At 64.9% G+C, this 25,956-nt stretch carries 28 protein-coding genes; 16 read left to right on the top strand and 12 right to left on the bottom strand.

The window, feature by feature from the left end; translation table 11 throughout:
* Window position 1: 1 nt before the first annotated feature.
* The 9 genes from CTR55_RS10585 to CTR55_RS10545 all read left to right on the top strand — a co-directional run bounded on the left by CTR55_RS10585 (window position 2) and on the right by CTR55_RS10545 (window position 10,310).
* Window positions 2-739, top strand: coding sequence for a hypothetical protein (locus CTR55_RS10585; protein ID WP_296285955.1), 738 nt, complete (start codon window positions 2-4; stop codon window positions 737-739).
* A gap of 51 nt (window positions 740-790) precedes the next feature.
* Entirely contained in the window at window positions 791-1,141 is a 351-nt protein-coding gene (locus CTR55_RS10580) for a hypothetical protein (RefSeq protein WP_065083999.1), read from the top strand.
* 266 nt (window positions 1,142-1,407) lie between these two features.
* Window positions 1,408-4,653, top strand: coding sequence for a phage tail tape measure protein (locus CTR55_RS10575; RefSeq protein ID WP_296285952.1), 3,246 nt, complete (start codon window positions 1,408-1,410; stop codon window positions 4,651-4,653).
* Between the two features lies 1 nt (window position 4,654).
* On the top strand, window positions 4,655-5,182 hold the full coding sequence (locus CTR55_RS10570) for a hypothetical protein (RefSeq protein WP_296285951.1): 528 nt from the start codon (window positions 4,655-4,657) through the stop codon (window positions 5,180-5,182).
* A 107-nt stretch (window positions 5,183-5,289) separates the two neighbouring features.
* Complete coding sequence (locus CTR55_RS10565) at window positions 5,290-6,936, top strand: hypothetical protein (RefSeq protein ID WP_296285950.1); 1,647 nt, start codon at window positions 5,290-5,292, stop codon at window positions 6,934-6,936.
* A 3-nt stretch (window positions 6,937-6,939) separates the two neighbouring features.
* Window positions 6,940-7,281 carry a hypothetical protein gene (locus CTR55_RS10560; protein WP_296285949.1) on the top strand — a complete coding sequence of 114 codons (342 nt, stop codon included), beginning with the start codon at window positions 6,940-6,942 and terminating at the stop codon, window positions 7,279-7,281.
* Window positions 7,274-8,947, top strand: a complete 1,674-nt coding sequence (locus tag CTR55_RS10555) for a hypothetical protein (RefSeq protein ID WP_296285948.1) — start codon at window positions 7,274-7,276, stop codon at window positions 8,945-8,947. Before CTR55_RS10560 ends, CTR55_RS10555 begins: the two co-directional genes overlap by 8 nt.
* Before the next feature lie 8 nt (window positions 8,948-8,955).
* Window positions 8,956-9,426: a hypothetical protein gene (locus CTR55_RS10550; protein ID WP_296285947.1), complete on the top strand. Its 471-nt coding sequence runs from the start codon at window positions 8,956-8,958 to the stop codon at window positions 9,424-9,426.
* 2 nt (window positions 9,427-9,428) lie between these two features.
* Complete coding sequence (locus tag CTR55_RS10545; protein ID WP_296285946.1) at window positions 9,429-10,310, top strand: hypothetical protein; 882 nt, start codon at window positions 9,429-9,431, stop codon at window positions 10,308-10,310.
* Between the two features lie 365 nt (window positions 10,311-10,675).
* On the opposite strand, the gene CTR55_RS10540 is transcribed toward CTR55_RS10545, so the two are convergent.
* The 6 genes from CTR55_RS10540 to aroC all read right to left on the bottom strand — a co-directional run bounded on the left by CTR55_RS10540 (window position 10,676) and on the right by aroC (window position 15,276).
* Complete coding sequence (locus CTR55_RS10540; RefSeq protein ID WP_296285945.1) at window positions 10,676-10,867, bottom strand: PLD nuclease N-terminal domain-containing protein; 192 nt, start codon at window positions 10,865-10,867, stop codon at window positions 10,676-10,678.
* A 73-nt stretch (window positions 10,868-10,940) separates the two neighbouring features.
* The gene (gene mtnC, locus CTR55_RS10535; RefSeq protein WP_296285944.1) at window positions 10,941-11,624 is read right to left on the bottom strand and encodes an acireductone synthase; all 684 of its coding nucleotides are present in this window, start codon (window positions 11,622-11,624) and stop codon (window positions 10,941-10,943) included.
* 142 nt (window positions 11,625-11,766) lie between these two features.
* Window positions 11,767-12,312 (bottom strand): acireductone dioxygenase, encoded by a 546-nt coding sequence (locus CTR55_RS10530; protein WP_296285942.1) that lies wholly within the window; start codon window positions 12,310-12,312, stop codon window positions 11,767-11,769.
* A gap of 46 nt (window positions 12,313-12,358) precedes the next feature.
* Entirely contained in the window at window positions 12,359-12,985 is a 627-nt protein-coding gene (locus tag CTR55_RS10525; protein ID WP_296285939.1) for a methylthioribulose 1-phosphate dehydratase, read from the bottom strand.
* A complete protein-coding gene (locus CTR55_RS10520) occupies window positions 12,969-14,129 on the bottom strand; it encodes an MFS transporter (protein WP_296285938.1) in 1,161 nt (386 codons plus the stop codon). The genes CTR55_RS10525 and CTR55_RS10520 overlap by 17 nt, the downstream gene beginning before the upstream one ends.
* A 55-nt stretch (window positions 14,130-14,184) precedes the next feature.
* Entirely contained in the window at window positions 14,185-15,276 is a 1,092-nt protein-coding gene (gene aroC / locus CTR55_RS10515) for a chorismate synthase (protein WP_296285936.1), read from the bottom strand.
* Between the two features lie 122 nt (window positions 15,277-15,398).
* On the opposite strand from aroC, the gene CTR55_RS10510 reads away from it, so the two are divergent.
* Window positions 15,399-16,433 carry an alpha/beta fold hydrolase gene (locus tag CTR55_RS10510; RefSeq protein ID WP_296285935.1) on the top strand — a complete coding sequence of 345 codons (1,035 nt, stop codon included), beginning with the start codon at window positions 15,399-15,401 and terminating at the stop codon, window positions 16,431-16,433.
* 48 nt (window positions 16,434-16,481) lie between these two features.
* The gene (locus tag CTR55_RS10505; RefSeq protein ID WP_296285934.1) at window positions 16,482-17,261 is read left to right on the top strand and encodes a hypothetical protein; all 780 of its coding nucleotides are present in this window, start codon (window positions 16,482-16,484) and stop codon (window positions 17,259-17,261) included.
* Window positions 17,262-17,651: 390 nt separating this feature from the next.
* On the opposite strand, the gene prmB is transcribed toward CTR55_RS10505, so the two are convergent.
* Window positions 17,652-18,566 (bottom strand): 50S ribosomal protein L3 N(5)-glutamine methyltransferase, encoded by a 915-nt coding sequence (prmB, locus tag CTR55_RS10500; RefSeq protein WP_296285933.1) that lies wholly within the window; start codon window positions 18,564-18,566, stop codon window positions 17,652-17,654.
* Between the two features lie 181 nt (window positions 18,567-18,747).
* Here prmB and CTR55_RS10495 point away from each other — a divergent pair, with 181 nt between their 5' ends.
* The 4 genes from CTR55_RS10495 (at window position 18,748) to folE (ending at window position 21,153) form a co-directional block, all read left to right on the top strand.
* On the top strand, window positions 18,748-19,344 hold the full coding sequence (locus CTR55_RS10495; RefSeq protein ID WP_296285932.1) for a cysteine hydrolase family protein: 597 nt from the start codon (window positions 18,748-18,750) through the stop codon (window positions 19,342-19,344).
* A 173-nt stretch (window positions 19,345-19,517) separates the two neighbouring features.
* Window positions 19,518-19,838, top strand: a complete 321-nt coding sequence (locus tag CTR55_RS10490) for a hypothetical protein (protein WP_296285931.1) — start codon at window positions 19,518-19,520, stop codon at window positions 19,836-19,838.
* 77 nt (window positions 19,839-19,915) lie between these two features.
* Entirely contained in the window at window positions 19,916-20,473 is a 558-nt protein-coding gene (locus CTR55_RS10485) for a Smr/MutS family protein (RefSeq protein ID WP_296285929.1), read from the top strand.
* Between the two features lie 134 nt (window positions 20,474-20,607).
* A complete protein-coding gene (folE, locus tag CTR55_RS10480; RefSeq protein WP_024765420.1) occupies window positions 20,608-21,153 on the top strand; it encodes a GTP cyclohydrolase I FolE in 546 nt (181 codons plus the stop codon).
* A 66-nt stretch (window positions 21,154-21,219) separates the two neighbouring features.
* Here the strand turns inward: folE and CTR55_RS10475 are convergent, their stop codons facing one another.
* The 4 genes from CTR55_RS10475 to CTR55_RS10460 all read right to left on the bottom strand — a co-directional run bounded on the left by CTR55_RS10475 (window position 21,220) and on the right by CTR55_RS10460 (window position 24,773).
* Window positions 21,220-22,071 carry a cache domain-containing protein gene (locus CTR55_RS10475; protein ID WP_296285927.1) on the bottom strand — a complete coding sequence of 284 codons (852 nt, stop codon included), beginning with the start codon at window positions 22,069-22,071 and terminating at the stop codon, window positions 21,220-21,222.
* A 97-nt stretch (window positions 22,072-22,168) separates the two neighbouring features.
* A complete protein-coding gene (locus CTR55_RS10470; protein WP_296285926.1) occupies window positions 22,169-22,630 on the bottom strand; it encodes a bacteriohemerythrin in 462 nt (153 codons plus the stop codon).
* A gap of 367 nt (window positions 22,631-22,997) precedes the next feature.
* Window positions 22,998-23,600 carry a glutathione S-transferase family protein gene (locus CTR55_RS10465; protein WP_296285925.1) on the bottom strand — a complete coding sequence of 201 codons (603 nt, stop codon included), beginning with the start codon at window positions 23,598-23,600 and terminating at the stop codon, window positions 22,998-23,000.
* Between the two features lie 9 nt (window positions 23,601-23,609).
* Window positions 23,610-24,773, bottom strand: a complete 1,164-nt coding sequence (locus CTR55_RS10460; RefSeq protein ID WP_296285924.1) for a PLP-dependent aminotransferase family protein — start codon at window positions 24,771-24,773, stop codon at window positions 23,610-23,612.
* Window positions 24,774-24,854: 81 nt separating this feature from the next.
* Between CTR55_RS10460 and CTR55_RS10455 the strand changes: the two genes are divergently transcribed.
* Window positions 24,855-25,298 carry a MarR family transcriptional regulator gene (locus CTR55_RS10455; RefSeq protein WP_296285923.1) on the top strand — a complete coding sequence of 148 codons (444 nt, stop codon included), beginning with the start codon at window positions 24,855-24,857 and terminating at the stop codon, window positions 25,296-25,298.
* Here the strand turns inward: CTR55_RS10455 and CTR55_RS10450 are convergent.
* A complete protein-coding gene (locus CTR55_RS10450; RefSeq protein ID WP_296285922.1) occupies window positions 25,295-25,936 on the bottom strand; it encodes a hypothetical protein in 642 nt (213 codons plus the stop codon). The genes CTR55_RS10455 and CTR55_RS10450 overlap by 4 nt on opposite strands.
* Window positions 25,937-25,956 lie beyond the last annotated feature (20 nt).

Here is a 25,956-nt window from a genome sequence, read left to right as displayed (position 1 = left end):
CATGGCAGGAGTCAAGGTATTCAAGGGCATTGGCATCGTCTCTGCCCAGCGCCTGGGCATCGAGAACGCACCGATGCGCGATCTGGGCGACGTCGAGCAATTCAAGATCGCGCACCGCACCAGCTCGATCACCTGGAAACAGCATCGCCGCGTGGGTGGCGGCAACCTGGCCAAGCTCGATACCCCTGAGGGTGTCGACCTGACCGTGCAAATGCAGGAGTGGTCCGAAGAGAACCAGGCCATGGTCACTCAGGGCAAGGTCATCGAGCTGGAGCCGGAAACCGTTACCGGCGAGGCCGTCGTCCTGATTCCGGGCAGCCTGGTCCTGACTGACTTCCCCGGCCCCAAAAGCCTGGTCATCACCAAGACCCAGGGCAGTACTCCGGTGCCCAACACCGAAGTCGAGGTGTCGGCCGCAGGCTTCCGCGTCAAGGCAGAGAGCACCGCGATCACCGAGCCGACCCCGGCAACCATCGCCTACACCAGCACCAAGGCGATCCGCATCGAACCCATCGTGGAGGCCGGCGCCGAGTACAAGCTGGTCCTGGACGGCCTCAACGAAGCCGACAGCGGTCGCCCCGTGGTCGTGACGATCTGGCGCTGGAAGGCGCCGCCTGCAGAAGAGCTGGCACTGATCGACGCCGAGAACCCCGGCAAGCTGCTCTCCAAGGGCGAAGTGCTCGCCGACACCACCCGCCCGGTGGGCGAGTCGCCCTTCTACCGCATCGACTGGCTGTAAGCCTTCCACCCTCCCGGCCCCGCAAGGGGCCGGCTCCTGGAGTTCCCGAATATGAGCATGGCCCTAACAAAGACCATTCCCCTGGGCGAGATCAGCGTGGAAGTGCGCGAGCTGACGGTGGGTGAGATTCGCCACCTTCTCAAGATGATGGCCGAGGGCGACAGCAGTGACGTGATCAGCAGCACGCTCCTGCCGGAGATCAGCCTCACCGAGCTGGCCCTTATGACTGACCTCGATGTCGATCAGCTGGATGACCTGGCGCCCAGCCAGCTGCGCAAGGTGTTCGAAGCCACCCGCGAGGTGAACACGGATTTTTTCGTCCTGCGCGAGCGAATCGTGGAGGTGGGGAAACAAGTCCTCGGGAAGCTCTCCGAAGGCTCGAAAGAAACGCTAGTGCCCTGATTCGCCAGGGGCATACAGGGGTGTGGGATTACCCCTGGGGAACGTGGCAGTCAGCTGTAGACGAGGCAATTGAAGCGGCAGAGCGGATGAAGGCAGGAAGCTAGTCCTCCTTCTTCGCCTTCTCCTTGGGGACTAGTGGGGAGACCAACACTCCCATGATCACTAGCGACATGAGCACTATGAACCCAATCGCCACTATCCAAGTTGCGGCCTTGGGAGAAAAGCAGGCTACGACTGCAATCGGAATTACTAGGTGGTAAACCTTCATGACTGATGTCCGTCTCTCATTAAGTGTCGATGCCAGTCAGGGCCGCAACGAACTGCAGCAGTTCAAGGCCGGCTATTCGGCCCTAGTGGAGCAGCTGCGGCGCCCACTGAATCAGATCGCGTCCGTGCGCGATTTACAGGCGAGCCTAGTCGAGAACAGCAAGCAGCTCAATGACGTGAGGGATCGCGTCCGCGACCTGGCTAACGAGCTGATCGCCTCCGAGAAGCCCACCAAAGCCCAGCAGATGGCCTATCGCGCCGCCACGACTGAGGCCAAAACGCTTGAGCAAGCGATCAGCGGTCAGAAGTCGCAGCTCGCCCAGCTGTCCGCCTCGCTCAAGTCTGCAGGTGTCGACACCAACTATCTGAGCAACGAGCAGAAGCGCCTATCGGAAGATTTGGCACAAGCCAGCGCTGCGGCCGACCAGCAGGCGCGGATTGCTGGCGCACGGCAGGCCCTCGGAGTGCGCCCCCATCGCGAGGTGCGTGCCGAGATTGAGAAACTCCGGCAGCAGTACGCGCTCCTGCAGCGCGATGGGCAACTGTCCACGGTTGAACTGGCCCAAGCGCAGATCAACCTGCAGCAACGAACCGAACAGCTGACCCAGCAGACTACTGGCTGGGCAGGTTCGCTGCGCCAGGTGCAGATCGAGGCCGGTCTGGCTGTGGCAGGACTCGGCGCCTTGATCTACGGCGGAAAGCAGCTCCTGGAGTTCTACGCCAAGTTCGCCCAGGCAATGGCTGCGGTCGATTCCATCACCAACCTGACACGCCCCCAACTTAAGGAAATGTCCAAGGACGTGCGGGATCTGGCTGTCGCCTATGGTCGCGATGCCACCGAGTCGGCCGAGGCGCTCAACGACATCCTGTCGTCTGGTGTCTCCGAGGACAACGGCATCAAGGTCCTGGAACTGTCCATCAAGGCGGCCATTGCAGGGATGACCGAGACTGGCACCGCTGCGGCGGGTGGTCTCGCCATCGTCAACGCCTACGGTGAGGGCATCGAGAACCTTGGGCTCCGCTACGACCAAATGTTCCTGGCGGTCAAGGATGGCGTGACCACCTTCCCCGAGCTGGCCCAGTTCATTGGTGATGTGCTGCCCACGGCCAAAGCCGCAGGCGTTGGCTTCGATGAAGTCGCGGCAGCAATCGCTCGGATGACCATTGCGGGGATCAAGACGCCCCAGGCCACGACGGCCTTGAAGGGTGCCATCAACGCCCTCGCCGCGCCGACACCGGACGCGCAGAAGAAACTGGCTGAAATGGGCATCTCCTGGAAGGGGCTCACCGCCACCCTGGAAGACATCGCGTCTCGGAAACTCGGCCTGGATGCAATGCGGCAGATCATCCCGGACGTAGAGGCACGCACCGCAGTGCTGAGCCTCACGCAATACATCAGGGAAATGCGCGCCGAAGTGACGGCAATGGGCGAGGCTGGCGGCTCGATGGAATCGGCCTACGCCAAAATGGCCGACACGCCTCAGGCTGAGCTGGATCGGTTCAATGCCTCTTGGCGGGAGTTCAAGTTGCAGCTCGGCGAGGCTGCTGAGGCATTCGCTCCAGTTCTGGACTTTGGCACGAAGATTCTCGCGCTATTTGGTGAGCTACCAAAGTCAATGCAAGTGACGATCCTAAGCCTTGGCCTTGTAGGGGTCGCGTTGTTCGCTGGCGCAAAAGTCGCGACTGCTATGAAAGACCCGCTCATCATGCTCAAGGCGGCTCTCACTGCTCTGCCTGGTGCAGGTCCTGGTATCTCCTCCCTCGTCGGTCAGCTCGGCACCCTGGTCGCCTCGCTGAAAACCGTCGCCGGCTGGGCATCTGTGGCAAAGGGCTCCCTAGCTCTGGGTCTAGTCGCCTGGACCGGCAGCAATCTCCTGGAGCTGTACAACCTCCACAAACAGAACCAGGAACTCACCAAGAGCCAGCTGGACTACGAGAAGGCGCTGAACGACACCATCACGGCAACGGCCAAGTACGGCGATGTGGTGATCCAGCCAACGCAGGCACTCGCCCGGATGGACGATGAGCAGCGCAAGGCCTACGCCGAGTCGCTGCGCCTGGCGGAAGAGCACTACCGCAAGCAAGCGGAGCTAACCAGTCGCAACGACATGAAGCGCGACGGCCCTACGGCCCCGGTCAGCAACGAGGCACTGGCAGCAGCCAAGCGTGCCCGCGAGTACCGCGAGGCGCTGCAGCAGATGAGCGCTGACCAGGCTGCAGCAGCCGAGGCCCAGGAAGCGGGCGAGAAGCGGCACAACGACAACATGAACAAGATCAGGGCTGACAACCTGGCCAAGCTCCAGACCGCGCTAGCGACTGAAATGCGCATGTACGACGCGGCCAACAAGCGCCTGGAGACTGCGAAGAAACAGCGCGAGACGGTGGCCAAAGAGTTCACCGACCTGGCCAAGGATATGCGCGCGGCGCCCCAGGGTCAGGCCTCGCTGTCGGATGTGTACCGCCTGCAGGCCGGTGCCCGCCAGTCGCTGCAGAAGGGGCGCAACGATGACGCGCTGCGCCAAGCACGCGAGGCGGCCAAGGTGCTGCGCGAGCTGAAGGACGCGGGCGAGAACGGCTATGGGCTGGAAGGCATCGCCGACGAGCTGGGCACCATCGCCAACCAGGCCGCCACAAACATTGAGGGCAATGAGAAAGCCAGGCTCGCGGTCATCAAGGCAGACATGGACGAAATCATCGCCAAGGCTGAGGCGATGAAGCGCGTGAACATTGAGTTCAGCGGAGACGAGAAGAGCATCCAGGAGCTGGAGTCCCAGGCGCTGGCCCTGGCCGACCGACTGAAGAAGTACATGGTCATCCCGATCAACTACGTCGGGGTGGACCCCGGTGTCGCCAGCAGTGAGAAGAGCGCCGGCAAAGTCATCGACGGAGCTGACGGTAGCGTGAACCGCGCGGCAGGCGGCTGGATCGATGGTCCTGGTAGTTACACCAGCGACAGCATTCGGGTGAATGCCTCGCGTGGGGAATACATGCTGCAGGCTCGGGCAGCGCAGCGCCTGGGGGCGATGAACCTGGAGCACATGAACCGAACGGGTGAGCTGCCAGGTCGGGCCGATCTGGTGCCCTACATCCCCAACCTCCCAGCCATGGAACGAAGCGGCGAGCGTCAGCCGCTCAACCTCGCCGTGCCGTGGGGTGGTTCCTACGCCCTGGAAGGTTCGCCTTCTGAGGTCCAGCGATTCGACCAGGACCTGCGCAAGGCCCGCATCAAGTTTGGGAGGGGCTGATATGAGCAACATGCCAACGCCTCTGGTCCTGGGCGGACTGTCGATCATCCAGCACGCGGGCGCCGGTCCGATTCGCCAGAGCTACGAGCCCATCGGCGGCAGCACCGCGCTGCGCCTGAATGGCGGGACCGGGATCAAGATGACCAACTGGGGCAAGACCGCAACCAGCGCCAGTGGGACCGGCAACCTTGACCCCGGCCTGTTCGCCCTCGATGTCAGCCAGCCCCTGGAGCTGCTGTGCGTTGCCCCTCGCGCGATGATTGGCACAGGCCGGCAATTCGTCCTCCCGCCAGCCGCGCAACGTCGCCCTGACGTGGCGCCCTGGGGATGGGCGTTCGCTGGCGGCCAATGGCTGGACGTGGCTGTCCTCATGAACGGTGACAGCGCCGAGCTGCAGGCCGTCGCCGGGGCTACCGCCTACCGAGTGTTCTGGCTGCCGCGCCTGGTGGTGTTCACACCTGGTCTGACTTACGAGTTCGACGAGGCCAGCGGGCTCTATGACTGGTCGCTGAGCGCGGAGGAAATCTGATGTTCGGCGCACCGTTCAACTCGGTCACGTTCAACGGGGCTCTGGTGCTTGGCCAGGCACCAGGTGAGCCCGTTGTCATCCAGCCACCTGAGCCGCCAGGCCTGGGCGTGCCAGCAGCCGGCTATGCGTTCCGCTGGTGGGTATCGGTGCTGATCGGCGGCGCCCAGGTAGCTGCGAACCTGACAGGACGCATGCAGATTGACCGTGAGGAAGGGGCGGCGGGTGTTGCCACCTTCACGCTGTACTACCCGCCAGGTGCCTCGGTGCCGACAGACCTGGGCGGCGATGCCGTCGTGGTCGACTTCATCAGCGAGACAGGCGGCGCCACGACCTCGGCCCGCCGATATACCGGCGTTGCCGTTGAGCCACGCTGGGATGCGGTCAACCGGGTGATGGAGATCACCTGCAGCGACAAGCTGCAGCAGCGCATCGAGCAAATGCAGGTGGCAGAGATCGACGCCCTGGTGGGCGGTTCCTGGTCGCCCGACGTCTTTGAGGCCGTGGAGGGACGTAGCCGCTTCGACTACACCACCGAGCGACTGAGCACTGTGCCAGCGGCCCTGGACGTCAGCGCCGATGGCGTGATCCGCGTGACCTCCTGGTACTCCCAGGCCCCGGCGTTCGTCTTCGCCGAGGGCAGCACCCTTTACCAGACCGTAAACGTCGAACTGGCCCAGGCACAGAGCGCCACCAACCGCATTGAGCTGAACGTCGATTACCGATACAGCCGGCTGTGGGAGCGTCACGACCACTACTCATGGGAGCACCCCGGCACGGGCGGGCTTGGTGGCGTGGGCGGCTTCTGTCATTGGCGGCCGCAGTCCACTGACCTGCCCGACGTCGACATGATCGAGCAGGCGACCTCCAGCGCGGGAATGAAGCTGCTGGCCGACGCGGAGTACAACAGGCTACCGCCATCCAATGGCGACCCCTGCGGCACTGGCCAGGGCTGGACCAACAGGTATCCCAACCTGGTGCTAGGCGCGACCTGGACAGGTGGCCGTCGCTGGTCGCAGTCGATCACTGAGCGCTACGCGATCCTCATGGGTACCCAGGTCGGGCTTGAGGGTGCCAGCGAGGTCCAGGTCCTGAACCGCCAGAGCGCCGCCTTTGAGATCGAGGACAGCCGTAGCGAGTCCTGGGAGAGCGACGACTTCGATGCAGGCGAGCCAGGCGCCGTCGACCTGGTGAGCGACGAGCGCCGCGAGGCCGCCTTCCTCTGCACCCTGCAGCGCGCGGCCGTCTCGGTCATTGGCGCACATCGCGGCACCACCGTGAGCTGGCAAGTACCAACGCCGATGGGCATCGGCTGCGACCTGGTGCACACCCTTGAACTACGCGACCAGGTGAAGGTGCGCGGCAAGTGCCGTCGCATCGTAGATGAGTACGACTTCGACGCCGGCACCGCCATCACCACCCTGGCCATCGCCGTGATGCGGGGCGGCGGTGCCTCCGATCCTTTGACGCCACCGGCTAAGCCGGCCGTCGACGTCGCCCAGGCTGATTTCGTCCACGACCCACTGGCCACCCAGCTGGGCCTACGCAACGAAAGCCCGATCTACGACGACGCCCTGGACGGATTCGCGGGGAACTACGACGACCGCGACGACGATATCAACCCGAACCTGGAAGAGTTCCCCCGCCGTATGACGCTCACCGCGCCGGAGATTGACTCCGGCCTGCGCGACGAGCGCGAGGTACCCGTCTCCGTCATCTATCGCGTCGGCATACCTGACGATTTGCTGGAGCTTTGACACATGGCAGACAACAGCACACGCAGCGCCTCGATTGTCGCGGACCTGCGCGCCCTCACTGGCGGCAACACCACACAGAGCCGGCAGCTGAAAACACTGGAACCACGGGGCGCGCTCGCGGCGCAGCGGGGCCGAGCTGACTACCAGGAGCCCGCCGCCGCATCGACCGGGGGAGGCATTGCCAGCCCCCTGACCGAGACCAGCCGCGAGACGTGGGATACCCAGTACCTGTACAGCTCCGATGGCGTTTACGTCATGGAGCTGAAGCCCATCAAGAGCGTCACCTTCGAAGACGCCAACAACGCCGAGGCGCAGTTCCGCTACCTGGAGCCCTCCGATGATTGAGCAACTGACCAAGGTCAGCGCCTGGGGCTGCCCCTGGCACGGCAAGATCACGGGCAGCACCTTGCGACTGCCGAATGGCGCCACCCGCGCAGGCTATGGCGCAAGCGGGGCTCCGGGCTGGTCCTGGCGGCTGAAAGTGCCAAATGTCGCGCCTATCGAGCGCTCCCTCGAAGAGGCAGTGCAGGACGCGGCACGCGGATGGACCTGGCGAAACGAGGTGATTGTCACGCCTAGCGGTGGGCAGGTACTGCTGCACGGCGTACAGCCTGCAAGGTCGTGCCAATGGTTGTACGCAGCGGCGCCTGGCAACGTCTGGAAGGTCCAGGCCCCGGCATTCGCGATCAACGGCGGTACCTTGGCCCAGCCTTTGACACTCACCCGCTTTGGTGAGCTGCGCCTTCGCAAGTCCACCGACTCCTGGGACCCGCAGTCCGTCCAGGTGCCTGTCGAGCTGGTCGGGATCAGTCCTGCAGACACCTGGATCGAGGAAGCAAACGTGCTTTGGGATGTCGACGCCAGCGGCGGCCGTGGGCTGTTCATCGCGGGTAGCAGTGAGCTGCCAGCCGCAGGGAATGGCGCTCTGATCTTGCGCATCGCCGGCTCTGGCCAGCCAGGCGATGAGTTCAGCGCGCGGCTTGAAGTGCTGAGCGCGCCTGATGCCGGTGATTACAGCGCATCCAATAACTGGGGAGCGGTGCGTAAGAGATGGGGAGCGGAGCCCACGATAAGCGAACGATGGGAGCCTGATTCCGGTTCCTGTCCAAAGGACTTTGTGCGATCCACTGACGCTTACAGCATCGTGCTTGTGCCAGTGACCGAAGGTCTGCCGGTCAATGAGTTCGGGTACTGGGAGGGCACGCGCTCCTGCAGCATCCGCTTCCCGCTTGCCTTCTGGTTCAAGCCTAACGGTGACATCGGGAAGATCGAGCTGCAGGCCGATTACACCCTGGATGAGCAGAACTCCCACACCGGCAGCGCCACCGCAGTGACGCCCGCGCAGACCCGGCAGCACTACGGCCCAAACGCCAGCCATACCGAATGCGTCTTTGAGTCGACCTCTTCATCTGCTGGGCTCTACGACTGGCACACGCTGATCACCAACACCTACGACGAGCACTACGAAGTATCGCTCCTCGTCGACGGTGAGCCCTTCGACAGCGCAACGATTCACTACCACGTTGAGCGGCGGAATGAGGGCACTGGTCAAGCCAGCGATATTTCGCTCGTTCCGTATGAGGGGCGCTCGACGTACCGCCTGGAGCTGAACGGCGAGACCTGGGATACCAGCGTCTCCGATGCCATCGGCCAGTTGTTGGGCTTCCAGCCCTTTGGCAGCCGGATCGCACCGCACATGCTCTTCGAGCTACCGCTTAATCCCGAAGACCGGGCCACCAACACCAGGGCGATGCTGAGCCTGGCTGTCGGCAGTTTCGACGGGAAGCGCGGTCTCAGCGCTCGGCCGTGGGTCTACAGCAACCACCTGATATGCCTGCTCACCACCGGGGCGGGGACCGGCAATCAGCAGCTCTACGGCCCCACTGCGCACCCCTCTGGGGTCGATCCTCGCACCTTCCTTGTCTCCGGCAGCTCGCCGCTCTATGGCAGCTGGAACCCGATCACGGGCGAGGTGGCAGTAGGTGAGCAGCTGCCCGTCAACTTCGCGTAGGTAATCCCATGCAGAGATTCGTAAACGACTACTTCATCCAGCTGACCGGCCCACTGGCTCCAGCTGGAGGCACGCTGCCCATCGCGGCCGCCGATGCGGCCCGCCTTCCGATGGCGGCGGAAGACTTCTACCTGCTGACCCTGGCGGACTCCCTGGACATCCGCGAGCGCACGCGGGTGGAGATCGTGAAGGCGACCGCAGCACCGGGCGGCGGCATCGCCCTGGTGCGACAGCAGGAGAGCACCCAGGCCGGGGCATTCGTGGCCGGGGACTGGGTGCTATGCGGCCCCACTGCGGGAACAGTCGCCGGCCTGGTGGCAAAGGCCGCGCAGGTCGACGCGCTAGCCGCCCAGGTGCTTGAGCTGCAGCAGCGCGTTTCAGCGCTAGAGGGTGGAGAGCCCGAGCCGGAAGACTTGCTGACCGACCAGGGCGGCAACCGCTTGACCGATGAACAAGGAAACTATCTGAAAGGGGTATGACCATGGCAAACGTACAACATATCGTCACTGGCGCTGGGGCGCCCGCAGACGCACCTCCCAGCATCGGCGCTCACTACGTCGACACCACAAGCAAGAGAACCTATGTCGCCACGGGCACCACGGCTGCGGGAGATTGGGGGCAGCCGCTACAGACCGGGGCCTTTCCCATCGTGACCGGCACCAGTGCGCCCGCAGCGGCGCCCCCTGTAGTAGGAGCGCACTACGTCGACACGGAGGCCAAACGTACCTACGTGGCGGTGGGCACCGCCTCGGCCTCCGACTGGCTCCCGATTGTTACCGGCACCAGCGCGCTGGTAACTGGCGCGGGGGCGCCTACCAGCGCCCCGCCCAGCGTAGGCGCGCAGTACGTCGATACGACGAACAAAAAGAGCTACCTGTCCACCGGCACCGCCTCGGCCGCTGACTGGGGCGAGCCCATCTTCAAGGGCACGCCTGCTGGCGGTGGTGGCGGGAGCAATGGCATTGAGTACGCCGTGACCATCAATGACGATGACTTCATGGTGGGCGGCCAGAGCGTTCTGAACTGGCCGGCAGGCCGGCGAGTTGTCGTCTTCCGCATGTCTGGGAGCTACACCACTTACACCATCAATCTGCGCGGCATGGCAGCAGAAGATAACGTCTACGAACTGCTGCTAGTGGTGATAGGCGGCTCTAGCGCGAAGACCTTGAAGATCGTGCCGGGGGTGGATTATTCGGTGAACACCCACGAGGTCTACCTGCTGCCGGAGTCGGCGGGCACGCCGACGGAGAATGGTGACAACTCGGTCACGTTCAGTGTCCCGAGTGGGGTAAACGTGTTTCGGATCATCCGGTATTTCGACGGTACGGTGATCGCCACTCAGATGCAGCCAGCTGTTACCTGACGGGGCCTGACCTAGGCCGAGCTGCGAAGCAGCAGGCGGCGTGCCAAATATCCCGCAAGAACTTAGGGCGCCACCAGCTGGCGCCCTATGCCAAGAGTCCCGCAAGGCAATGCCAAAACCGCCGCGCGCTTACACTGGCTCAGAAAGAATTCCAGAGAAACACCCGCGCACTCCGAACCGCCCCGTTCAGGAGGCCTCGTTGAAGCGGAGTTTCAGGGGTTGAGCGGCATGGATGCCGCGAGAGCTGCGATGGGCCAAGAATGGCCCTTCGTGGGGGGACGCCTGGTTCGTGCCCCTGAAACACCGCTTCAACAGCGCCGGCCTTGCCGGCGGATCGCCAGCAAGGCCGGCTCCGCCAGGGAGCGCTAGCCCTTCACATTCCCCCGCGGCCCGGCAACGGCCCAGATGATCAGCCCCAGCACCGGCAGTATCGCCACCACCAGAATCCAGATGACCTTCTTCGGTATGTCGGCACCGCTTCTTGCGATATTGATGATTGCCCAGATATCCAGGGCAAAGATAATCAGGCTGATCAGGCCACCCAGGGTCGAACCCATATGAAAGATCCCTCTATGAGAATGTCGGCCTGATCATCATAGCTGCCCGCGCCGCAACAGCACGGGCATCGGCTCACACCCGCGCAGGATCGATCACCGCAAAGCTGGCCACGCTGTCGTGGCCTTCCAGCACGCCGCCCTCACGGGCCAGGCCGATGGTCTGCAAGCCGGCTTGCTGCGCGGCGTCCAGCTCCTGCACCACATCGGAAAGGAAGAGGATCTCCTCGCCCGGCAGGCCGATGGCGGCGGCGATGCGCTGGTAGGACGCGGCCTCGCGCTTGGGCCCGCAGGTGGTGTCGAAGTAGCCGGAGAACAGCGGCGACAGGTCGCCCGCCTCGGAACAGCCGAAGATCAGCTTCTGCGCCTGGATCGAGCCGGAGGAATAGACGTACAGCTGGTAGCCCTCGGCGTGCCAATGGCGCAGCGCGTCGACGGCGTCCGGGTAGACGTGGCCCTTGAGCTGCCCGGCGCGGTAGCCCTGTTCCCAGACCATGCCTTGCAGCGCCTTGAGCGGCGTGGCCTTGCGGTCTTCGGCAATCCAGCCGAGGAGGATTTCGATGCAGCGTTCGGTGTCGGCGTTCGCTTCGCCGCTGTCGGCGCGTACAGCGGCCAGTTGTTCGGCGACTGCGGGCTCGGCGGCGTGCTCACGCACGTAGTCAGGCAGGTGCGCGGCAGCATAGGGGAAGAGCACGTCGAAGACGAAGCTGACCGCGCTGGTAGTGCCTTCGATGTCGGTGAGGATGGCTTTGATGGGCATGGAAACTCCAAAGGCCTGCCCCAGGCGCAGGCGGGAATGTGACTGCAGGAGCGAGCTTGCTCGCGAACCAAGTCCGCAGCGGAGCTCGTTCGCGAGCAAGCTCGCTCCTACGAAGAGCAACGAATGCCCTGGCGACTGCGTTTCAGTCTTCCAGCAACGGGAACCGCTTGGCGATCTCGTCACCGGTGAACTTCGCAACCCAGCCCTCGGCGTTGTTGAACAGGCGGATGGCGACGAAGTGCGGGCGCTCGCCCATGTCGAACCAGTGTCGAGTGCCGGCGGGCACCGAGATCAGGTCGTTCTTCTCGCACTGCACGGCGTAGACGTGATCTTCGATGTGCAGGGTGAACAGCCCACGGCCAGCGACGAAGAAGCGTACTTCGTCCTCGCCGTGGCGGTGCTCGTCGAGGAACTTGGCGCGCAGCTCATCCTTCTGCGGGTGGTCGGCGGTGAGGCTGACCACGTCGACGGTGACGTAGCCCTCCTCTTCCTGCAGGCGGCGAATCTCGTGCTGGTAGGCGGCGATCACTGCTTCCTGGCTCGCGCCGGGGACGATGGGGGCGTTGGCCGCCCAGCGTTGGAAGCGCACGCCCAACTCGCCCAGGGTGGAAGCGATGTCCTCGGCGTGGGTCAGCAGTTTCAGTGGCTGCTCGGGATTGGATTCGTGGTAGACGGTCAGGCTGCTCATGGTCGTTATCCTTCTGGGCCTTATCGCAAAAGCGGATCGGATTCGCTCAGCGCGCGCCGCCGCGAAGGCTCAACACTTTCAGCTCGCATTCGAAGAGGAATTCAAAGGCTTCGATCTGGCGCAGGGCATCGGCCATGCGCGGCCCCCAAGTGTACAGGCCGTGGCCGCGGATCAGGTAACCGGGGCAGTCCGGATGCGCATCGAGCCAGGGCTGTACCTTGGCGGCCAGGCGGGCGATGTCCTGGTCGTTGTCGAAGATCGGCACGGTCACGCGCCCCTCATGGGTGCTGACACCCGCGAAGGCCTTCTGCAACTCGTAGTCTTCCAGCTCCAGGCGGTCGCCGAGGGTCAGGCGCGACAACACGGTGGCGTTGACCGAGTGGGTATGCAGCACCGCGCCGATCTCCGGGCGCCACGCATAGAGCTGGGTGTGCAGCAGGGTTTCCGCCGAAGGCTTCTTGCCCGACTCCAGGCTGTTGCCGGCCAGGTCGGTTTCCAGCACGTCGTCCTCGCCGAGCTGGCCCTTGTGCTTGCCTGAAACGGTGAGCAGCGCGCGGTCGGCGGCCAGGCGCGTGGAATAGTTGCTGCTGGTGGCCGGCGACCAGCCGCGGTCATAGAGGAAGCGGCCGGCGTCGATGATCTGCCGGGTCAGCTGTTCACGGGTGTCGTTCATGCGGGTCCTCGTTCAGACGGGTCCAGATGATGAAAGCGGCGGCCAACGCGGCGACGCTCGCGATGGCGAAGGTCCAGGCCGGTCCAAGGCTACCCCAGCTGTAGCCGGAGTAAAGCGCGCCCAGCGCGCCGCCGGTGCCCGCCAACGCGGCGTAGAGCGCCTGGCCCTGGCCCTGCTGGCGCGCCTGGAAGCTGCGCTGGACGAAATGGATAGCGGCAGCGTGGAAGCTGCCGAAGGTCGCCGCGTGCAGCAACTGGGCAAACAGCAACACCAGCAGGTGCCCGGCCAGCGTACCCAGCAGCAGCCAGCGCAAGGCCGCCAGCAGGAAGCTCGCCACCAGCACCTGGCGCAGGGAGAAGCGCTTGAGCAGGCGCGGCATGACCAGAAACAGCAGCACCTCGGCCACCACGCCCAGCGCCCAGAGCTGGCCGATCAGCCCACGGGCGTAGCCGAGCGCTTCCAGGTGCAGGGTCAGGAAGGTGTAATACGGGCCGTGGGACAGTTGCATCAGGCACACGCAGAGGTAAAACGCGAGCACGCCGGGCCTGAGCAATTGCTGGCGGAAGCCGCCGGCACTGGCTTCGTCCAGCCGCACCGGCGGCTGGGCGTTAGGCACCCACCAGCTGGCGCCGACGATGCCGAGCATGATCGCCAGCAACGCCAGCGGGTAGGCGTCCAGGCTGGCGAACTCGAACAGCCAGCCCAGGCCGACCACGGTGCAGATAAAGCCGATGGAGCCCCACAGGCGGATACGGCTGTAGCTCTCGGTGCGCCCGCTCAGGTGCGCCAGTGTGATCACCTCGAACTGCGGCAGCACGGCATGCCAGAAGAACGCGTGCCCGGCCATGATCAACGCCAGCCACGCATAGCTATGGCCGAGGAAGATGCCGGCGAAACACAGCGCCGTGCACACCGCGCCAAAGCGCACGATGGCCAACCGCTGGCCGCTGCGGTCACCCAGCCAGCCCCACAGGTTTGGCGCCACGCAGCGCATCAGCATGGGGATGGCGACCAGCTCGCCGATACGCGCGCTGGAGAAGCCCAGGTGGTGGAAATACAGCGCGAGGAACGGCGCCGTCCCGCCCAGCAGGCAGAAGTAGAAGAAGTAGAAACTGGACAGCCGCCAGTAGGGGACCTGAGTCATCGGCGGCGCGCCAATACCCCCGCGAACCAAGCGGCTCGCGGGGGTATCACGTCAATCAAAGCTGGCCGAGAACCGGAGTGCCGACCTTCACGTCGGCGTTCTGCGCACGATTGCGCAGCAGGTGGTCGAGCAGCACGATGGCCATCATCGCCTCGGCGATGGGGGTCGCGCGGATGCCCACGCACGGGTCATGGCGACCCTTGGTGATCACCTCCACCGGGTTGCCGTTCACGTCGATGGAACGGCCGGGGGTGGTGATGCTGGAGGTCGGCTTGAGCGCCAGGTGGGCAATGATCGGCTGGCCGGAGGAGATGCCGCCGAGGATGCCCCCGGCATTGTTCGACAGGAAGCCTTCCGGGGTCAGCTCATCGCGGTGCTCGGTGCCGCGCTGGGCGACGCTGGCAAAGCCGGCGCCGATTTCCACGCCCTTCACCGCGTTGATGCTCATCAGCGCGTGAGCCAGTTCGGCGTCCAGGCGGTCGAAGATCGGCTCGCCCAGGCCCGGCGGTACGCCTTCGGCGACCACGGTGATCTTCGCGCCGACCGAATCCTGGTCACGGCGCAGCTGGTCCATGTAGGCCTCCAGCTCCGGCACCTTGTCCGGGTCGGGGCTGAAGAAGGCATTGTCTTCGACGCTGTCCCAGGTCTTGAAGGGGATTTCGATCGGGCCGAGCTGGCTCATGTAGCCGCGCACACTGATACCCATGCCCGCCAGCACTTTCTTGGCGATGGCGCCCGCGGCTACACGCATGGCGGTCTCGCGCGCCGAGGAGCGGCCGCCGCCACGGTAGTCACGCACACCGTACTTGTGGTGGTAGGTGTAGTCGGCGTGGGCCGGGCGGAATTGGTCCTTGATTGCCGAGTAGTCCTTGGACTTCTGGTCGGTGTTGCGGATCAGCAGGCCAATCGGGGTGCCCGTGGTCTTGCCCTCGAACACGCCGGAGAGGATTTCCACCTCGTCGGCTTCCTGGCGCTGGGTGGTGTGGCGGCTGGTGCCGGGCTTGCGGCGGTCCAGGTCGCGCTGCAGGTCTTCCAGGGAAATCTCAAGGCCAGGCGGGCAGCCGTCGACGATGGCGACCAGCGCCGGGCCGTGGCTTTCGCCAGCGGTGGTGACGGTGAACAGCTTGCCGTAGGTGTTGCCGGACATGCGAGGCTCCGCGAAAAGACTGGTATCGAAAAGGCCGAGCAGTATACCTGCGTCAATCCGCCCTGCGAACCTTCGCGCCGGTTGAGGATCAAAGCGCCATCAGCCCCGTCGCGAAGCCCCCGATGCGCCGTATTGCCCTGTTCTTCTTCCTGTTCGTCTCGACGCTGGCCCAAGCCGCCCCCACCAGCATCCTGCAACGCCCCTATGACCTGGACACCGGCCACGGCGTGCTGCGCGGCACGCTGCTGCTGCCGCAAACGCCGCCCTCCCAGAGGCAGCCCCTGCCGCCGGTGGCCCTGCTGATCGCCGGCTCCGGCCCCACCGACCGCGACGGCAACAACCCCGAGGGCGGGCAGAACGCCTACCTGCGCAAGCTGGCCGAGGCGCTGGCGGAAAACGGTATCGCCAGTGTGCGCTACGACAAACGCGGCGTCGCTCGCAGCCTGCCGGCGGCACCGCGCGAGGAAGAGCTCAGCGTCGAGGCCTACGTGGCCGATGTGGTGGCCTGGAGCGACAAGCTGGCCCGCGACCCGCGCTTCGGTCGGCAGATTCTCATCGGTCACAGCGAAGGCGCACTGATCGCCAGCCTCGCCGCCCCGAAAAGCCACGCCGAAGCGCTGGTTTCCCTGTCCGGCAGCGCCCGCCCGATCGGCGAAGTGCTGCGCGAACAGTTGCAGGGCCGCCTGCCCCCGCCCCTGCTGGCCCAGGCCGAGCAACTGATCGACGGCCTGCAAGCCGGGCAGCTGCAACCGCGAGTGCCGGAGCCGCTGAACGTGCTGTTCCGCCCCAGCGTGCAGCCCTACCTGATCTCGCTGTTCCGCCAGGACCCGGCCCGTGCCTTCGCCGAGCTCAAACTGCCCACGCTGATCCTGCAAGGCACCAACGACATCCAGGTTGGTGTCGAAGATGCGCAGGCACTCAAGCGCGCCAAGCCCGACAGCGACTTCCACCTGATTTCGGGGATGAACCACATCCTGCGCATCGTTCCGACCAGCGGTCCGCAGCAACTCGCCTCCTACAACAACCCCAATCTGCCGCTGGCCCGCGAACTGGTACAGCGCGTCACGACTTTCATCCGGCAGGCGCAGAGCCTGCCCGGAGGCACACTGGCGACATCTGGAGCGAACGTCTCAAGAAATCCACCGGTGCGTCGATAACCCACGGGAGAGCCCTGGCCACGCCCACCAGGCCCCGAGGTAGATCCCATGACCGAAGCCGAACAGACCGTCGCCGCCGACGAGAGCGCCGCCGCCCGCCCGCACCCGTGGGCGGAGCTGGCGCCGGAACACTATCGCCTGCTGCGCCTGGCGCCGCTGCCCACCGACCGCACCACCGGCGCACGACCACTGCGCTTCGTGCAACTCGGCCGGGTGGAACGCCACAACAGCGAGCAGAGCCTGCTGCGCCTGACCGTGCAGGTGCCCGGCCAGGCGCTGCGCAAGGAGCAGAACCTGCTGGAGGTCTGGGCGGACCACCGCAACAAGGAAGTACGCTTCGGTGCCGACGCAGGCTTCGCCACCGAACCGCAGAACCGCGGCCTGGGGCGCTTTCTGCTGGCCCAGGGAGTGGCCTGGGCGAAAAAGAAGTGGTCGCACTACCGCGTCGAGGGTGGCGCACTGGCGATAAAGGACGTGCCCAGCGAAGAGGCCCGGCAGCGTCGCGACCACTTCCTGCGCGCCCAGGGTTTCGACGTGATCTACGAGGACTCGCGGCTACTGAAGGCGCGCTACAGCGTCGGCCGGGTCAGCGAGCTGTATGACGATTGGCACAAGGACAAAGTCCAGATCGTCCCGCTGCTGGAGGCTGGCTCCATGCTGGAGCAGGCCGACCAGAACCTCGCCACCCAGGCCAACGAGATCCGCCGGCTGGAGCTACGCATCGAAACCTTCCGCCGCGACGACACCAGCCTGCGCTTCACCATTGCCTGCCTGACGGTGTTCGCCGTGTTCCAGGCTGGCCTGCTGATCTGGATCGCCACGCACTGATCCGTGGCATTCAAACGAACGTGCCCCTTTGATGTGTCGAAGGGGCCGTCGAGCAATCGCGGACGGAGTCCGCTCCTACCTGGAATATCACGCGAGGGCATGCCCTCTCCCCCCGCCCTGGCTGCGCGCCCCGCTCCGAAGAGAGAGGGAACCATTCGGCGCTCTCGGATAGGGCAGAGCCAGCCGATGAGCACAGGGTTATTTGTGCGCGTCGGACAGTACCCTCTCCCTTCAGGGAGAGGGTTAGGGAGAGGGAAACACGGGCACGGACTTTCAGAAAAAGACAGTTGCTCCTACCCAAAGCCTGACCTCGCGTAGGAGCGGACTCCGTCCGCGATTGGCTGAAGCCCGCACCAACGCCTCGCAAGGACGCCTCCTACAGGTTCGACGTCAGGCGTTTACCCGAGCCTTGAACAACGCCTGATGCTCGCGGCATTGCTGCGCCGAGAGCAGGAAGACGCCATGGCCGCCGTATTCGAAGTCGAGCCAGGTGAAGTCCACTTCCGGGTAGAGCGCCGCCACATGCACCTGGCTGTTGCCCACTTCCACCACCAGCGTGCCGCGCTCGGTCAGGTGGTCCCCGGCCTCGGCCAGCATGCGCCGCACCAGATCCAGGCCGTCATTGCCGCAGGCCAGTCCCAGCTCGGGCTCGTGGTGGTACTCGGCGGGCATGTCGGCAAAGTCTTCGGCGTCGACATAGGGCGGGTTGGACACGATCAGGTCGAAACGCTGGCCCGGCAGGCCTTCGAAGCCATCGCCCTGCACGGTGTAGACACGCTCGCCCAGCTCATGGCGCTCGATGTTGATGTTGGCCACTTCCAGCGCGTCGAACGACAGGTCGCCCAGCACCACCTCGGAATCCGGGAAGGCGCTCGCGCAGGCAATGCCGATGCAGCCCGAGCCGGTGCACAGGTCCAGGATGCGTGCAGGGTCGGCGGCCAGCCAGGGCTCGAAGCGGCGCTCGATCAGTTCGGCGATGGGCGAGCGCGGCACCAGCACACGCTCGTCCACCACGAAGGGCATACCGCAGAACCAGGCTTCGCCCAGCAGGTAGGCGCAGGGCACGCGGTCCTCGATGCGTCGGCGCAGCAGGTGCATCAGGTACTCGCGCTCCTCGTCCTCGAGGCGGCAGTCCAGGTAGGCATCGGCCATTTCCCAGGGCAGGTGCAGCGCGCCCAGTACAAGCTGGCGGGCTTCATCCCAGGCATTATCGGTACCGTGGCCAAAGAACAGTTCCTCGGCGTGGAAGCGGCTGACGGCCCAGCGGATGTGGTCACGCAGGGTCAGCAAACGGGATTCGGTCACGGCGGTGTGTCCTCGCAGCTCGCAAAAAGGGGCGCATTCTAGCGGAACGCGGGGGCTCTGGGGCGCCTCCGGGCGGTTCCTGAGAAGAATGCCAATACCACTTTGGCGCGAGTTCGCAAAGATTCACAGCGGACGCGTTACGGCCCACAATGAGTGAACATGCATTTACAGGAGTCCAGACATGTCCCATCCGCTCAGCATGCTGCAGATCAGTGGGCGCGGATATCCGCCGGCCACCCTGCGCCAGAGCACTCTGTTGATCATCGATGCCCAGGAGGAGTACCGCAGCGGCGTACTGGCGCTGCCTGACCTGGACGCCGCGGTGGCGCAGATCGGCCTGCTGCTGGAAGCGGCACGGGCCATGGGAACTCCGATCGTCCATGTGCACCACCTGGGCGTGGTCGGCGGCCTGCTCGATCCTCAGGGCCTGCGCGGCCGCTTCCTGCCGGAGCTGGCTCCGCTGCCGGGCGAGGTGGTGGTGGACAAGCGCCTGCCCAACGCCTTCGCCGGCACCGACCTGCATGACCGCCTGCAGGCCGGCGGTCGCCTGGACCTGATCGTCTGCGGGTTCATGACCCACTCCAGCATCAGCACCACCGTCCGCGCCGCCAAGGACTACGGCTACCGCTGCACCCTGGTGGACGCTGCCTGCGCCACCCGCGACATCCCCACTCCCGAAGGTGGCGTGCTCGCCGCCCGCGACCTGCATCGCGCGGAAATCGCCGCCCTGGGCGACAACTTCGCTGCCGTGGTCGCACAAGCGCAGGCGCTGGTCTGAAGCCATTCGTCCCGACGGGCGGCAACGACAAGCGCCCGGGGTTAGGCTCAGCTTAGGCGCGAAAGCCTGTGAACCCGCTCACCCAGCGGGTTCGCCGCGCTTCCCGACCCTGGGGTTGGAACCCCACCCATCCCCACCGGTCATAGCCTCGTTCAACAGATGAGGAAGTCGGGATGAAGATGACCGAAAAATTCGACCCACCCAGCCTGCGCCCGAAACGTCCGGGCCGCTGGCGCTGGCGCTTCGCCGCTGCGATCGCCGCGATAATCGCCACCTTCGGCATCCTGTCCGGCATGGCCGGCGTCGCCGCCCTGCTCCGCCGCCAGCCCGCCGTGGGCGTATTGCACATCGAGCCGGGCGCCGGCGCCGTGCTGTTGGTGGTCGGCCTGGTCTGCCTCTGGCTGGGCGTCACTTTCTGGCGCGCCGCCCGCCGCCGTGCCCGTGGCAGCGAGGGCCTGAGCCTGTCGCCGAGGCTGATGAAGCGCCGCGACTGAGCCTTGTAGGCAATGCAGCGGATTTCCGTAGGAACGGAGCGATCCGCTACACTGCGCGGCTCTTCGAGGAGGTGCGCGTGCAAGACGACGATTTTTCCCAGTTCGCCCGCGAGATGCGCGGCGTCAAGCGCATCACCGTGGACCAGGCCGATACCGGCAAACCCAAGGCCGACCGCAAGCAGCTCAAGGAGCTGCGGCAGAACGCGACCGTGCGCACCGAAAGCATCAGGGTGGACGGCCTCTCCGACCAGTTCGTCATCGACGTCGGCCCCGAGGACGAACTCTACTGGGCCCGCGACGGCGTCCAGGAAGGCCAGATGCGCAAGCTCAAGGCCGGCCAGATCGGCTTCGAGGGCAGCCTCGACCTGCACGGCATGAAGATCGAGACGGCCCGTGAAACCCTCTGGGACTTCATCGCCGAAGCGGCTCGATTCGAGGTCCGCTGCGTCCGCGTCACCCATGGCAAGGCCGCGCGCATCGACGGCCGCAGCCCGATGGTGAAGAGTCACGTCAACACCTGGCTACGCCAGCACCCACAGGTGCTCGGCTTCGCCTCCTGCCTGCCACGCCACGGCGGCACCGGCGCCATCTACGTGATTCTGCGGCGCAACATGCTCGAAGGCCGCGACGAGTAACGCGACCCGCGCCACGAGCGACGCCAATCCGCGCGCCATTACGCGCCAACCGGCGCCGGGGCCTTGCCAGGCAAAGCCGCTCGCCCTACCCTGCGCCTCGGTTTTTCATCTTTGCCATTGCCACAGGTAGATCCATGTCCCTGGAACAAAACTACTCCGCGATCCTCAGCCAGCTGGGTGAGGACGTCACCCGCGAAGGACTGGTCGACACGCCCAAGCGTGCAGCCAAGGCCATGCAGTACCTTTGCCGCGGCTACCAGCAAACGCTGGAGGAGATCGTCAACGGCGCCCTGTTCAGCTCCGACAACAGCGAAATGGTGCTGGTCAAGGACATCGAGCTCTACTCGCTGTGCGAGCATCACCTGCTGCCCTTCATTGGCAAGGCCCACGTCGCCTACATCCCCAATGGCAAGGTGCTGGGGCTGTCCAAGGTTGCGCGCATCGTCGACATGTACGCCCGCCGCCTGCAGATCCAGGAGAACATGTCGCGGCAGATCGCCGAGGCCGTGCAGCAGGTCACCGGCGCGCTGGGCGTGGCCGTGGTGATCGAGGCCAAACACATGTGCATGATGATGCGCGGCGTGGAGAAGCAGAACTCGTCCATGGTCACCTCGGTGATGCTCGGCGAGTTCCGCGAGAACGCCGCCACCCGCAGCGAGTTCCTCAGCCTGATTCGCTGAGCGCAAACCGCCAAACGGAAAAAACCGGCCCAAGGGCCGGTTTTTTTTGTGCCTGCCAGCAACCGATCAGCGGGTGTAGTAACCAACCGCAACCAGGTAGTGGCCGACCTTACGCAGGAAGGCGTGCTTGTTCTCCACCTTGCTGGTCACCGGGTTGCGCCACTGGTACTCGAATTCGGCCTCGCCCTTGGCCTTCACCAGTTCCAGCATGGCGTGGCCGACCGGGTTGCCGCCCGGGTCCTTCAGCGAGTCGAAATCGGTGCCGACCATGCGCGTGTTGAAGCCGTGGGCAACGAACTTGCCGGTGTCCAGGTCGACCACGAAGACGTACAGGTCATCCTCGATAAAGGTCTTGTCCCGCGCATTGATCTGCCTGAAGGTACCCTGCGGGTCGGCCTCGACGGCTTTCGCCGCCTTGTCGAGCATGGCCGCCGCCCGCTCTGCCGAGGCACGCGGAATGTAGTAGCCCACAGCGAGGAAGCGCTCGCCGACACGCTGGTAGTACACGTGCTTGCGCTCCACCTTGCCATCCGCCCAGTTCTTCCAGCGGTAGTCCGCCTGCTGCACCTTGCCGGTTTCCGGTGACTTCAATGCCTTGGCGAACTGTTCCTGGAGCGAGGGATCGAGGGTGGACGACACGTCGCGGTCGATCAGCACCACCGACGGCCCGCCGCTGGCGAGCATGGTGCCCTTGCTGTCCACCACGAAGACATAGAGGTCGCCATCGACGAACTCGCCCTGGCGGCTGAACGCAGCAAAGGCCTTGTCGCCCTCCTCCTTATAGGTGGCCACCGCCTTGGCCAGCAACGCCTTGGCGCGCTGGTCGTCAGCGTTCGGCGTGGTGCCCGACTGAGCGGCGAACAGCCCGAAGGAGGACAGGAAGGAAAGCAGCAGCAGTGACTTCAACAGCGTCTTCATACGCGAATACCCCCGTGGCATTGCTTGTCGTTGTGCACAAAGCATAGTCAGGCGAAGAAGGTTCGCATCGGCATTCGCCGCCGAAGTGGCGGGCTATTCAGCCAAAGAATCGCTTCATCGAGCGCGACAGCCAGCCACCATGGCTCTGGTCGCGGGTCAGCTCGTGCATGCTGGCCCTGACCGCTTCCACGTAATTGGCGTCGTCGTTGCGGATGTGATTGAACAGCCAGCGACCGAGCAGGCCCTTGAGTTCCTCGGCGACATCCTCGCCGGCCTCGAAACGCTGGCGGTAGTCGGAAACGCGCTTGATGAAGAGTTCGTGGACCTTCTTGTGTGCGCGGGTGAACTGATAGCCGGAGTCCTCCAGCAGCGTTTCTTCGAAGGCGAAGTGCGAGAGGGTGTAGTCGACCAGTTCCTCGATCACACCGCCGAGCAGGGCTCGGTCGTGATGGGCCTGGGCCTCGTGCAATTGGTTGATCATTTCGACGATGCGTTTGTGTTGTGCGTCGATCACTCCGATCCCGGTGTCGAGATCCGCCTGCCAGACCAGATAGGCCATCTTTCCCCTCCCCATGCCAGGCGACGACACTGCCTGCCGCTCGCGCCCGGCCACATCGGTACGTCCCGCATGGCAGCCCGTCCAGAGTAGGGAGAGCGGCAAAGCGCCGCCATGATGCCGGTCAACCCCAAAGCGCCGAAATCAGCGGTTTAGAGAGGCTTTTTCGGATTCGCCCGATGGCAACCTGCCGGTTTTCAGCACAAAAACTCAGACAAACTTGTAGGAGCGCGCTTGCTCGCGAATCGCCCAAACTCAGGAGTTGCCGGATACCTGTTCGCGAGCAAGCTCGCTCCTACCGAGAGCACCGGGCGCACAACGAAAAACGCCGCTTCAAGGAAGCGGCGTTTGCAATCACCGGGCGTGGCGATCAGTCCTGCATCCCCACATGCCTCGGGTGATCCGCCACCCGCGCCAGCCAGGCGTTCACCGCCGGGTAGTTCGACAGGTCGAAACCGCCCTGGTGCGCCACATGGGTATAGGCGTACAGGGTGATATCGGCGATGGAATAGCTGTCACCCACCAGGTACGGCGTCTGCTCCAGTTGCCGTTCCATCACCTTCAGCGCCTTGTATCCGCCCTTCTGGCAGCGCGCGTACTCCTCGCGACGCTCCTCGGGCAAGCCAAGGTAGAACTCGATGAAGCGCGCCACGGCCACGTAGGGTTCATGGCTGTACTGCTCGAAGAACTGCCACTGCAGTACCTGGGTGCGCAAGCGCGGCTCGCTGGGCAACAGGTCGCTGCCATCGGCGAGGAAGTTGAGGATGGCATTGGATTCCCACAGGCAGGTGCCGTCTTCGAGCTGCAGCACCGGCACCTTGCCGTTGGGGTTCATCGCCAGGAACTCGGCGGTCTGCGTCTCGCCCTTGAGGATATTGATGTCGCGCCACTGGTAAGGCAGGCCGAGCAGGTGCAGGGCCAGTTTGACCTTGTAGCAGTTGCCGGACAGTTGATCGCCGTAAACGGTGTACATGCTCTCTCCTCAGTGTGCGTGGGCTTGGGCGTCGCGGATCACCGTCGCCAGGCGGCGCAGGCCTTCACCGGCGCGCTCGGGCGCGACGTGGCTGAAGTTCAGCCGCAGGTAGCCGGGGTTGGCGTCCGGGTCGGTGAAGAACGGCTCGCCGGGCATGAAGGCTACGTTCTGTGCCAGCGCCGCGTCCAGCAGCGTGCGCGTATTCAGCGGTTGTTTGAGCTTGAGCCAGAAGAACAGCCCGCCCTGGGGTACGTTCCAGTCGGCCAGATCGGCGAAGTGCTCCTCCAATTGCGTCTGCATGGCGTCGCGGCGGATGCGATAGAAGTCGCGCAATTCGGCCAGGTGGCCACGGTAGGCCTCGGTGCCGAACCACTGCAGCGCCTGCCACTGGCCAACTCGGTTGGTATGCAGGTCAGCGGACTGCTTCAGGCGCAGCAGGTGCGGGAACAGGTCCGGCGTGGCGATCAGGAAACCCACGCGCAAGCCGGGCAGCAGGGTCTTGGACACAGTGCCGGTATAGATCCAGCTGGATTGCTTCAGGCGGCTGACCAACGGAGTCGCGGCGCCCTGGTCGAACATCAGCTCACGGTAGGGTTCGTCCTCGATCAGGGTCACGCCGAACTCGTCGAGCACGGCGGCCACTTCATCGCGGCGCTGCTCGCTGTAACGCACGCCGGACGGATTCTGGAAAGTCGGGATCAGGTAGGCGAACGCTGGCTTGCTGGTCTCCAGGCGTTGGCGCAGCGCGGCGACGTCCGGGCCTTCGGCGCCCAGCGGCACGGTCAGGCAGTTCGCGCCGAACAGCTGGAAGGCCTGCAGCGCAGCGAGGTAAGTCGGCGCTTCGAGCAGCACTTCAGTGCCCGGATCGATAAACAGCTTGCTGGCCAGGTCCAGGGTCTGCTGCGAGCCGCTGACGATCAACACCTGGCTCGCTTCGCAGGGCACACCCAGCGCTCGCGCCTCGGCGGCGATGGCTTCACGCAGCGCCGGCTCCCCTTCGCTCATGCCGTACTGACCCACGCTCGCCGGCATGTCGTCCCAGTTCACCTTCGGCAGCATCGGCTCGGCGGGCAGGCCACCGGCGAAGGACATCACCTCCGGGCGCTGCGCCGCGGCGAGAATTTCACGGATCAGAGAGCTTTTCAGTCGGGCGATGCGTTCGGAGAAGGCCATGGGGTCACCGGTAGCGGGAGCGCGGAAGAATGAGTCAAACTGTTTGACCGAAGCTACGACGCCCGAGACGGATACGTCAATATGCCTGACCTAATAAAAAATGCCCTGCAACTCCAGGCCATGGAAGCCTTCTTCTACAGCTACCGGGCCTTCACCGCGAAACCCGACGAAATGCTGGCGCGCCGCGGCCTGGGCCGGGTGCACCACCGCATCCTGTTCTTCATCGCCCGCAATCCGGGGCTGAGCGTGAGCCAGCTGCTCGCTGCATTGGGCGTGACCAAGCAGGCGCTGAACGTGCCGTTGCGCCAGCTGCAGGAGCTGGACCTGATCCACAGCGAGGCTTGCGACAACGACAAGCGCAAGCGCCTGCTGGAGCTGACGACCGAAGGCGGCAAGCTGGAAAAGGCCCTGCGCCAGGAGCAGGGGCGCCTGCTGCAACTGGCCTTCGACGAAGCCGGGGAAGACGCCGTGCGCGGCTGGCTGGCGGTGAATCAGGCCATCGCCTGGTCGCAGGACGAAGACTAGCGCGCGGCGGCTTCCAACTCGCGGGCGGCGCGCAGAAACATCAGCGCCAGCGGCAGCAGGCTGGCCATCGCCAAGGCAGTGCCGGGCAGGAACAGCAGGACGCTGAGCAGGCACACGCCAGAAGTGACCTCCAGCCAGCCCATGACCTTCACCGACGGGTACGGCAACTCGATCTTCAGCAGGCGGATGCCATACCACAGGGTGACAATGCCGGTGGGCACGAACAGCCCCATGAAGCCCATCAGCGCGCCGTTGAATTCGCCGCTGAGCTGTTCGTCGAAGATCAGGCTGTAGACCTGCATCACCAGCGCGATGGCAATCGACAGCCCGACGGGCCAGCCCAGCCCGCGCGCATTGAAGCGATCCTCGAGAAAACGGCGGGCGCGCCACAGCAGGAAGCAGCCGAGCACCGTGCTGAGCACACCGACCCAGAGTTCGTAGCGTTGCCAGGTGCTCGACTCATGCAGCGCGGCCGCGAAGGACAAGGCGAACAGCACCCCATTGCACAGCAGCAGCGCGAGGCTCAGGCCGCCGAGCAGGCGCAGATGGCCCGGGCTCCAACGCCCGCCGAGGAATGCCCCCGGAGCGCGCTGATCCACCAGTTCCACCTTGGGAGCGGCGTAGGGATTCTGTTCCATGGTGGCGATCTTCCATCAGT

Origin of the sequence: Pseudomonas sp. (assembly GCF_002796985.1) — a bacterium.
Taxonomy (GTDB): Bacteria; Pseudomonadota; Gammaproteobacteria; order Pseudomonadales; family Pseudomonadaceae; genus Pseudomonas.
The sequence above is the reverse complement of the archived record's forward strand: the minus strand, read 5'-3'. Positions and strand labels throughout refer to the sequence as shown.